We start from the raw sequence: 9,108 nt of genomic DNA, 5'->3' as shown, positions 1-9,108 counted from the left end.
GGGGCGCTGCCCCCCGCACCCCCCGGGATATTTGACGCCCAAAGAAGGGCGCGGCGCACCAAGGAGCGCAGCGGGCGGACTGCCGACCGTTTTGGTCAGAGGGTCGGATAGATCGGGAAGCGCGCGCAGAGCATTTCGACTTCGGCTTTCACCTTTGCCTCTACCGCGCCGTTGTTCTCTTCGCCATTGGCTGCGAGCCCGTCGACAACCTCGATGATCCAGTCCGCGATCTGACGGAATTCCGGCTCGCCGAAGCCGCGGGTGGTGCCTGCAGGGGAGCCGAGGCGAATGCCCGAGGTGACCATCGGTTTTTCCGGGTCAAACGGCACGCCGTTCTTGTTGCAGGTGATATGGGCGCGACCCAGCGCCTTTTCGGTCGCGTTGCCCTTGACGTTCTTGGGCCGCAGATCGACCAACACCACATGGGTGTCGGTGCCGTGGGTGACCGTGTCGAGCCCGCCCTTGATCAGCTGGTCCGACAGGGCCTGCGCGTTCTTGATCACCTGTTGCTGGTAGGTCTTGAACCCCGGCTGGAGCGCTTCGCCGAAAGCCACCGCCTTGGCGGCGATCACGTGCATGAGCGGGCCGCCCTGGATGCCGGGGAAGATCGCGGAGTTGAACTTCTTGGCGAGCGCCTCGTCATTGGTGAGGATCATGCCGCCACGCGGACCGCGCAGGGTCTTGTGTGTCGTGGTGGTTGCCACATGCGCATGCGGGAAGGGCGAGGGGTGTTCACCGGCGGCCACCAGACCCGCGAAATGCGCCATGTCCACATGCAGGTAGGCGCCGACGCTGTCGGCAATCTCGCGCATGCGGGCAAAGTCGATCTGGCGCGGGATGGCCGAGCCGCCCGCGATGATCAGCTTGGGCTTGTGTTCGGTGGCCAGCGCCTGCACCTGGTCGTAGTCGAGCAGGTTGTCCTCGCGCCGCACGCCATACTGGATCGCATTGAACCACTTGCCGGACTGGTTGGGCTTGGCGCCATGGGTCAGGTGACCGCCTGCGTCGAGGCTCATGCCGAGGATCGTGTCGCCGGGTTGCAGCAACGCGGTGAACACGCCCTGATTGGCCTGGCTGCCGGAATTGGGCTGGACGTTGGCAAAATCGCAGCCGAACAGCTTGCAGGCGCGCTCGATGGCGAGGTTTTCGGCCACGTCGACGAATTGGCACCCGCCGTAGTAACGCCGCCCGGGATAGCCTTCGGCGTATTTGTTGGTCATCACCGAGCCCTGCGCTTCCATGACGGCGCGGGAGACGATGTTTTCCGAAGCGATCAGTTCGATTTCGTCACGCTGGCGGCCAAGCTCGCCGGTGATGGAGGCAAAAAGCTCCGGATCCCGGTCGGAAAGGGATTGGGTGAAAAAGCCGTCGTCACGGTGTGGGGCGTTCATGTCTCGCGTCCTCCTGAGGCGTCCGGGCCATGCCCGGCGGATTCGATTGTTGCGCCGTTCCTACCGGAACCGGGCGCGCTGGCATAGTCTTTGCAGCGACCAAAGCGCCCCGAGTTGCGGCATGGCTGGTGCCGGCGGGAAAGCTGTGCTTCTTTCGGGTACACGTGTCGACTTCAGGAAACCTGCCGCATGGCCCTCAGAATTGCTTTCGCTGCGTCCAATGCCCCGTTGGCGCAAGCGGCCAAGGCCGCGCTCAGCCGCCGCTATGGTGACCATGCCGAGGACCGCGCCGATGTCATCGTCGCCCTTGGCGGGGATGGTTTCATGTTGCAGACGCTGCATCGGACCCAGGGAAACCCCGCACCGGTTTACGGGATGAACCGTGGCACGGTTGGCTTCCTGATGAACGAGTATTCCGAGCACGGGCTGGAAGAGCGGCTTACGGCGGCCGAGGAAACCACGCTGCATCCGCTGTCCATGTCCGCCGAATGCATGAACGGCAAGACCCATGACGCGCTTGCGATCAACGAGGTGTCGATGCTCCGCTCTGGGCCGCAGGCGGCGCGTTTGCGCATTTCTGTCGACGGCAAGATCCGCATGGCAGAGCTTGTCTGTGACGGGGCGCTGGTGGCGACGCCCGCAGGCTCCACCGCTTATAACTACTCCGCCCACGGGCCGATCCTGCCAATCGGGTCGGACGTGCTGGCCTTGACGGCGGTGGCGGCGTTCCGGCCGCGCCGATGGCGCGGGGCGCTCTTGCCGCAGACTGCCGAAGTCCTGATCGAGGTGCTCGACCCGGAGAAGCGGCCCGTGATGGCCGAAGCCGACAGCCGATCGGTCCGCGACGTCACCCATGTCCACGTGCGCTCCGAGCCAAGCATCGCGCATCGCGTGATGTTCGACACCGGCCATGGTCTCGAGGAACGCCTGATCCGCGAGCAGTTCGTCTGAGCGCCGGTTTGCCGCGGCGGGAGGGGTTACTCCGCGCGGATCCACTGCAATTCCACGTCGGCTTCGTGATCGCGGCCATAGGCGACCAGCGCTACGCTCTGCACGTCCTGCGCATCCGGGCTGGCGGGCAGCATCCGGCCCGAGGGCTCAAAGCCAGCCAGTGGCAAGCGGATCTCCTGCCATTCGGTCGTCGCGGTGAATGCGGCTTGGTAATAGTGCCACGGCATTTGTGTGCGCGTGGTGCGCAGGTGGATGAAATAGCGCTGACCATCGCCGCGGACACGGATCACCAGTGCCTCTGTCTCCGTGGGAAGCGAGACGTCCCCGAGCCGCGCCTGGATGAAGCCGCCATTGTTTTCCGTGGAAACCGCCCCGGCAAGGCGCAGCGCGCGATTGGCCACGATGGCTTGTCCGGTGGAAACGCCGCCCATCACCTGGTCGGTGAAAAAGCGCCAGTCGCTGGCTGCACTGGGATCGGTGAAATCGGCAATCATCATCGGCTCGCTCCTCGCGGGCAATGACATCAGGATCAGGCCGACGGCCAGACCGGCCGCGCGGGTTGCAAATCTGTGCGCTTTCATGATCCGGTGACATAGCGGCGATCAGGCCAAAGGACAGGGCTCATGTTGAAAACAGTGCACCACGTCGCCATCATCTGTAGCGATTATGCGCGCTCCAAGGCGTTTTATACCGAAACGCTCGGCTTGCGGATCGTCGCCGAAACCCATCGTTCGGCGCGGGGCAGCTGGAAGCTCGACCTCGCTCTCGAAGACGGAACACAGATCGAGCTGTTCAGCTTTCCCGATCCGCCGCCGCGACCGGACAGGCCCGAAGCGCAGGGCCTGCGGCACCTTGCCTTTGCGGTTGAGGATGTGGCGGAGACGGTGGATTGGCTCGAAGCGCGCGGAGTTTCGGTCGAACCGGTGCGCGTGGATGCGCTGACAAAACGCCGGTTCACCTTCTTTGCCGACCCGGACGGTTTGCCGCTCGAGATCTACGAGGGGTAATGCCTGACAGGTCAGAGGGGCCGGAGCACTGGCCAGCGAGGCCGGAGTCGTTGCGCCGCCACGGTCTTTTGCGGCGGCGCTTCGCGTTGGCATATCAGGCCGGTTCCTTGGCGTAGCCGAGCGTCTGCAACGCCGTGCGGATCTCATCGAGGATGGCGGGATCATCGATGGTGGCGGGCATCTTGAACGGCTCGCCATCGGCGATCTTGACCATGGTGGCCCGCAGGATCTTGCCCGAGCGGGTCTTGGGCAGGCGATCCACCACCACGCAGAGTTTGAAGGCCGCCACCGGGCCGATCTTCTCCCGCACAAGCTTCACGCATTCCTTTGCGATCTCGTCATGCGGCCGGTTCACCCCGGTGGTGAGGCACACGAACCCCATGGGCAATTGGCCCTTGAGCGCGTCGGTCACGCCGATCACGGCGCATTCGGCCACATCGGGATGGGCGGCGAGCACTTCTTCCATGCCGCCGGTCGACAGGCGGTGACCGGCAACGTTGATCACGTCATCGGTGCGCGCCATGATGTAAAGATACCCGTCCTCGTCGATCATGCCGGCATCGCCGGTTTCGTAATAGCCGGGGAAATGCTTGAGATAGCTTTTCTTGAAGCGGTCCTCGGCATTCCAAAGGGTCGGGAGGGTCCCGGGAGGCAGCGGCAGCTTGACCGCGATGGCGCCCAACGTGCCGGGTGCAACCGGGTGGCCCGCCTCGTCGAGGATTTGCACGTCATAGCCAGGCATCGGAACCGACGGTGAGCCGATCTTGACCGGCAGTTCCTCGATGCCCGCTGGCATCCCCGCGATGGTCCAGCCGGTTTCCGTCTGCCACCAATGGTCATAGATCGGCTTGCCGGTGACGGCTTGCGCCCACTCGATCGTGTCAGGATCGGCGCGTTCGCCTGCAAGATAGATCGCGCGCAGCTTGCTGAGATCGTATTTCTTGACGAATTCGCCTTTCGGGTCCTCGCGCTTGACCGCGCGGAAGGCGGTCGGCGCGGTGAAGAAGCTCGTGACCCCGTGCTCTTCGATCACGCGCCAGAACGTGCCCGCATCCGGCGTGCCCACGGGCTTGCCTTCGAACACGATTGTCGTGTTGCCATGGATCAGGGGCGCGTAGCAGATATAGCTGTGCCCGACGACCCAGCCGACATCCGAGGCGGCCCAGAAGGTCTCTCCGGGATTGACGTTGTAGATCGCCTTCATCGTCCAGTTCAGCGCCACGAGATGCCCCGCCGTCGGGCGCACGACACCCTTGGGTTGGCCGGTCGTGCCGGAGGTATAGAGAATATAGGCCGGGTGGTTGCCCTCGACAGAAACGCAAGCCGCCGGGTCTGCCCCCTCCTGCATGGCATGCCAGTCAAAATCGCGCCCGGGGATCAGGTCTGCAACCTCTTGTTCACGCTGCAAGATCACGGTGAAATCGGGTTTGTGTGCCGCCATCTCGATGGCCCCGTCAAGCAGCGGCTTGTAATGCACGACGCGACCGGGCTCCAGACCGCAGGAGGCGGCGATGATCGCCTTGGGCTGCGCATCGTCAATCCGCACCGCAAGCTCGTTGGAGGCAAAACCGCCAAACACCACCGAATGCACCGCGCCGAGACGGGCGCAGGCCAGCATCGCCTCGAGCGCCTCTGCGACCATCGGCATGTAGATGATGACCCGGTCGCCCTTTTCGATGCCTTTCGCCTTCAGAGCCCCCGCAAGCGCGGCCACGCGGCTTTGCAGCTCGGCATAGGTGATCTTGGTGATCGTGCCGGTGATCGGGCTGTCGTGGATGATTGCGACCTGGTCGCCGCGCCCGGCTTCGACATGCCGGTCCACAGCGTTCCAGCACGTGTTCACGCGGGCGTCCGCAAACCATTCGTAAAGGCCGCCGCCACGGTCGAAGAGCGCCTTCCGGGGCGCCTCGTCCCAGTCGATGGCTTGCGCCTGTTCGAGCCAGAACGTTTCCGGATCGGCTTTCCAGCCTTCATAAACGTCGCGATACCCCATCGTGGCCCTCCTCCTGTTCCTCTGCATTCGGCTTAGGCTTCTGCCCGGCGTTTGGGCAAGCCTGTTGGCGCATGACAGGACTTCTTGCCGCAGATTTTTTGCGAAATGACGTTGGAAACGCTTGCGAAGTTTTGCAAAACCCTCGTGAATGTGCTGTCTGGGCGCATATAAATAACGGTTTTGCAAAAGTGCAAAGTCTCCGATGGCAAATCTTGCCTTTGCACGGATTGTTAAGCGACTCGCCTTAAGCCCGGGAACATGGGTTTGGATTTCCCTTGGTCGTTCTCTGCGTGGCTCTGCGGTCGCGGTTTTTGCTGTGGGGCGGTTCTCTGGGCGCTTCTTCTGGCCGGTCCCGTGACGGCCGATGATGCGCGCTGTGAATACGCGCAAGGCGCTGGGCCTGACTGCTTGTTGCGCGTCGATCAGCCGGGCCCGGGGGCGTCCGCACCATCCGAGCCGCTGGTCGACGGCCTCTGGCCAGAGGCCCTGTTCGAGCGGCTGATCGACCCGGGGGAGGCTGGTCTGGTGGTTGACCCGGTGGCGGCACTGCGCGCGCTTGCACGCGAGGCTTGTGCCTTGCGCGGCGGGGTCATTCTCAGGGTCGAGGCAGAGCGCATTCAGCAGGTTGACCTTGATCGCGACGGGCGCGCCGATCTGATCCTCGATTGGGGTGGTTTTGTCTGTGATGCCGTGCCCCAGCTATTCTGCGGCCCGCTGGGATGTGTGCACTCCCTGCTTGTCGCGCAAACGGGCGGATATTACCGCGAGGTGTTTCGCGACCGCATGCTGGCTGTCACCGCAGACGGGAAAGGGCCCGTTTTGCTGACGGTGCATGGGCGCTTCTGCGCCCCGCCGCGCGCTGCACCCTGCACGCGGCGGCTTGGTGTCGGCCAGAGCCGGGCTCTGCTGCTCGATTGATCTCGCGTCGCCTCCCCCGCAACCGCGGCTCAGCCGTAATGGTCAACCGGTGTGCCGGCAATGGCTGCCATGTTGAGCAAGCCACGCGCGGTAATGCCGGGGGTGACCACATGCGCGCGGTTCCCCATGCCCATGAGAATCGGCCCGACCTCCAGCCCGCCTGCCTTCATCTTGAGAACGTTGCGCGTGGCCGATGCGGCATCTGCATGCCCGAAAATGAGCACATTGGCCGGGCCATCGAGGCGGTTCCCCGGCAACAGCCTGTTGCGCAGTTCCGGGTCAAGCGCGGCGTCGATATTCATCTCGCCTTCATACAGAAAATCGGTCTCCAGCGCGTCCAGAAGGCCGATCGCTTCGCGCAGCCGCTTGCCGGAGCCTTCCGCCTGGTTGCCGAACTGCGATTGCGAACAAAACGCGATGCGCGGCTCGACGCCGAAACGGCGCGCATGGCGGGCCGCGCCGATGGCGGTCTGGGCGAGCTGCTCCGGCGTCGGGCGTGAAAACACATGCGTGTCCGCCACAAACAGTGGCCCGTCTTCAAGGATCATCAGCGAAAGCGCGCCGTGTGGCGCATGCGTCTCGTCGCCAAGCACCTGCGTGACATAGTTGAGATGCCAGCGATACTCGCCGAACGTGCCACAGATCAGCGAGTCAGCCTCGTCGCGATGCACCATCACCGCGCCGATGGCGGTGGTGTTGGTGCGCATGATGGCCCGGGCCAGATCGGGCGTTACGCCGCGCCGCGCCATAAGGCTGTGATAGCTTTCCCAGTATTCGCGATACCGCGGATCGTTTTCCGGGTTCACGATGTTGAAATCCCGCTCCGGGCGGATCTCGAGGCCCATCCGCTCACAGCGCGCGGCGATCACTTCCGGACGACCGATCAGGATCGGTGTTTCGGTGGTCTCCTCCAGGATTGCCTGGCTTGCACGCAACACCCGTTCATCCTCGCCCTCGGCAAAGACAATGCGCCGGGACGCGGTCGCGGCGGCCTGAAACACCGGCCGCATCAGCAGGGCGGATTTGTATACGGACGCGTCGAGCCGGTCCTTGTAGGCCTCCAGATCGTCGAGCGGCCGGGTCGCGACGCCGGACTCCATCGCCGCCTTGGCCACCGCCGTGGACACCACGCCGGACAGGCGCGGATCGAACGGTTTCGGGATCAGGTAATCGGGGCCAAATGTGAGTTGTTCGCCATGGTAGACCGCGGCAGTCTCTGCCGAGGTGGTTGCCCGCGCCATCGCGGCGATGCCCTCCACGCAGGCGATTTTCATCGCGTCATTGATTTCTGTCGCACCGACGTCGAGCGCGCCACGGAAAATGAACGGGAAACACAGGACATTGTTGACCTGATTGGGGAAATCCGACCGGCCCGTGGCGATGATCGCGTCCGGCACCGCCGCGCGTGCAAGGTCGGGCATGATTTCCGGATTGGGGTTTGCGAGCGCAAAGACAATCGGTTTCGGGGCCATGCGTTTGACATGCTCGGGCGTGAGGATATTCGGCCCCGACAGCCCGAGGAACAGATCCGCCCCGTCGATCACATCGTCCAGGCTGCGCTTGTCGCTTGGCTGTGCGAACGCGGCCTTCTGCGGGTTCATGTCTTCCGTGCGGCCCTCGTAGACCAACCCGTGAATGTCGCAAAGCCAGATATTCTCACGTTTCACGCCAAGCTTGAGCAACATGTTCAGGCACGCGATGCCCGCTGCGCCGCCGCCGGTAGACACGACCTTGATCTCGTCCCAGGTCTTGCCCGCCACGTGCAGCGCGTTGCGCGCCGCAGCCCCCACCACGATCGCGGTGCCGTGCTGGTCGTCGTGAAAGACCGGAATGTTCATCCGCGCGCGACAGATTTCCTCGACGATGAAGCAATCGGGCGCCTTGATATCCTCAAGGTTGATGGCGCCGAAGGTCGGTTCCAGCGCACACACGATCTCGGCGAGCGTCACGGGATCGGTCTCGTTCACCTCGATATCGAAACAGTCGATATTGGCGAATTTCTTGAACAGGACCGCCTTGCCTTCCATCACCGGCTTGGACGCGAGCGCGCCGATATTGCCAAGCCCAAGCACAGCAGTGCCGTTGGACACCACCGCCACGAGATTGGCGCGGGTGGTGTAGCGCGCGGCCTGCGTCGGGTCGGCCTTGATCTCGAGGCAGGCTTCGGCCACGCCGGGAGAATAGGCACGCGACAGGTCCCGCCCGTTGGCGAGCGGTTTGGTGGCGCGGACCTCCAGCTTTCCGGGCTTTGGATTCTCATGATAAAAAAGCGCGGCCTGCCGCAGGCTTTCGTTTTGGGAGTCGGTCATCGCATCTCTCCGCATGAAGGTGGTTTAGCCTTAAACCAACCGTCTGCGAGTTGCGAGAGCCGAGAGCGCCGCACTGAGGCGCAGGTGTTTAATGCGGGGTTTGAAAATCGTCTGCTTGGCCGCTTGCGTCCTGCGGCTGTTGCGCTTGCACCCTTTAGGCGGCGCGGTTGCGCGCCGTGGCGGGCGCTGTTGCCTGCCCGCGCGCGCTGCAAAGAACGCACAGGCGCGCGGGCAAGGGCGCGCGTGGCAATCCCGCAAACGGCTTCGCCGCGCGATGCCGGGCCGGCACGCGACGCAGCGCGGCGCCACCCGTCAGGCCCAAGCCGCCCTCAAGCCGCCATTTCTTCCAGAGCAGCGATTCGCCGCGCGGCCTGGCGCTTGGTCAGGGCGCCATCAAACGGCTCGCCTGTCTCTTCGGACAGGCTGCGCAAGCGCACTGCCTGCACTTCCGACATCGGTTCGCGCGGATCCGGCGGCAGGTCCGCCGCGGCGTTGATGAGATAGGATGGTTGGGTCATCTCGATCCTCCTTTTTTCGCA

General features: G+C 64.0%; 8 protein-coding genes. 3 read left to right on the top strand and 5 right to left on the bottom strand.

Features of this window, described 5'->3' with window-relative positions; genetic code table 11:
- Window positions 1-95 precede the first annotated feature (95 nt).
- Window positions 96-1,391, bottom strand: a complete 1,296-nt coding sequence (gene glyA, locus J1C49_RS15445; RefSeq protein ID WP_227446734.1) for a serine hydroxymethyltransferase — start codon at window positions 1,389-1,391, stop codon at window positions 96-98.
- A 189-nt stretch (window positions 1,392-1,580) separates the two neighbouring features.
- Between glyA and J1C49_RS15440 the strand changes: the two genes are divergently transcribed.
- The gene (locus tag J1C49_RS15440; RefSeq protein WP_227446733.1) at window positions 1,581-2,342 is read left to right on the top strand and encodes an NAD kinase; all 762 of its coding nucleotides are present in this window, start codon (window positions 1,581-1,583) and stop codon (window positions 2,340-2,342) included.
- A 26-nt stretch (window positions 2,343-2,368) separates the two neighbouring features.
- Here the strand turns inward: J1C49_RS15440 and J1C49_RS15435 are convergent, their stop codons facing one another.
- Window positions 2,369-2,839 carry a CIA30 family protein gene (locus tag J1C49_RS15435; protein WP_227446732.1) on the bottom strand — a complete coding sequence of 157 codons (471 nt, stop codon included), beginning with the start codon at window positions 2,837-2,839 and terminating at the stop codon, window positions 2,369-2,371.
- 126 nt (window positions 2,840-2,965) lie between these two features.
- Between J1C49_RS15435 and J1C49_RS15430 the strand changes: the two genes are divergently transcribed.
- Window positions 2,966-3,349, top strand: a complete 384-nt coding sequence (locus tag J1C49_RS15430) for a VOC family protein (RefSeq protein ID WP_227446731.1) — start codon at window positions 2,966-2,968, stop codon at window positions 3,347-3,349.
- A gap of 94 nt (window positions 3,350-3,443) precedes the next feature.
- Here the strand turns inward: J1C49_RS15430 and prpE are convergent, their stop codons facing one another.
- Complete coding sequence (gene prpE, locus J1C49_RS15425; RefSeq protein WP_227446730.1) at window positions 3,444-5,342, bottom strand: propionate-CoA ligase PrpE; 1,899 nt, start codon at window positions 5,340-5,342, stop codon at window positions 3,444-3,446.
- Between the two features lie 258 nt (window positions 5,343-5,600).
- Between prpE and J1C49_RS15420 the strand changes: the two genes are divergently transcribed.
- On the top strand, window positions 5,601-6,260 hold the full coding sequence (locus tag J1C49_RS15420) for a hypothetical protein (RefSeq protein ID WP_227446729.1): 660 nt from the start codon (window positions 5,601-5,603) through the stop codon (window positions 6,258-6,260).
- Between the two features lie 29 nt (window positions 6,261-6,289).
- On the opposite strand, the gene J1C49_RS15415 is transcribed toward J1C49_RS15420, so the two are convergent.
- Both J1C49_RS15415 and J1C49_RS15410 read right to left on the bottom strand, forming a co-directional pair.
- A complete protein-coding gene (locus J1C49_RS15415) occupies window positions 6,290-8,569 on the bottom strand; it encodes an NADP-dependent malic enzyme (protein WP_227446728.1) in 2,280 nt (759 codons plus the stop codon).
- A gap of 329 nt (window positions 8,570-8,898) precedes the next feature.
- Window positions 8,899-9,087, bottom strand: a complete 189-nt coding sequence (locus tag J1C49_RS15410) for a DUF3072 domain-containing protein (protein ID WP_227446727.1) — start codon at window positions 9,085-9,087, stop codon at window positions 8,899-8,901.
- Window positions 9,088-9,108 lie beyond the last annotated feature (21 nt).

It is taken from the genome of Cognatishimia sp. F0-27, assembly GCF_020667845.1.
Lineage (GTDB): Bacteria > Pseudomonadota > Alphaproteobacteria > Rhodobacterales > Rhodobacteraceae > JAFMPQ01.
The sequence above is the reverse complement of the archived record's forward strand: the minus strand, read 5'-3'. Positions and strand labels throughout refer to the sequence as shown.

What these genes read in the sequence shown, in the direction of transcription:
- glyA (WP_227446734.1), bottom strand. Translation starts at nt 1,391, where the DNA reads ATGAACGCCCCACACCGTGACGACGGCTTTTTCACCCAATCCCTTTCC.
- J1C49_RS15440 (WP_227446733.1), top strand. Translation starts at nt 1,581, where the DNA reads ATGGCCCTCAGAATTGCTTTCGCTGCGTCCAATGCCCCGTTGGCGCAA.
- J1C49_RS15435 (WP_227446732.1), bottom strand. Translation starts at nt 2,839, where the DNA reads ATGATGATTGCCGATTTCACCGATCCCAGTGCAGCCAGCGACTGGCGC.
- J1C49_RS15430 (WP_227446731.1), top strand. Translation starts at nt 2,966, where the DNA reads ATGTTGAAAACAGTGCACCACGTCGCCATCATCTGTAGCGATTATGCG.
- prpE (WP_227446730.1), bottom strand. Translation starts at nt 5,342, where the DNA reads ATGGGGTATCGCGACGTTTATGAAGGCTGGAAAGCCGATCCGGAAACG.
- J1C49_RS15420 (WP_227446729.1), top strand. Translation starts at nt 5,601, where the DNA reads ATGGGTTTGGATTTCCCTTGGTCGTTCTCTGCGTGGCTCTGCGGTCGC.
- J1C49_RS15415 (WP_227446728.1), bottom strand. Translation starts at nt 8,569, where the DNA reads ATGACCGACTCCCAAAACGAAAGCCTGCGGCAGGCCGCGCTTTTTTAT.
- J1C49_RS15410 (WP_227446727.1), bottom strand. Translation starts at nt 9,087, where the DNA reads ATGACCCAACCATCCTATCTCATCAACGCCGCGGCGGACCTGCCGCCG.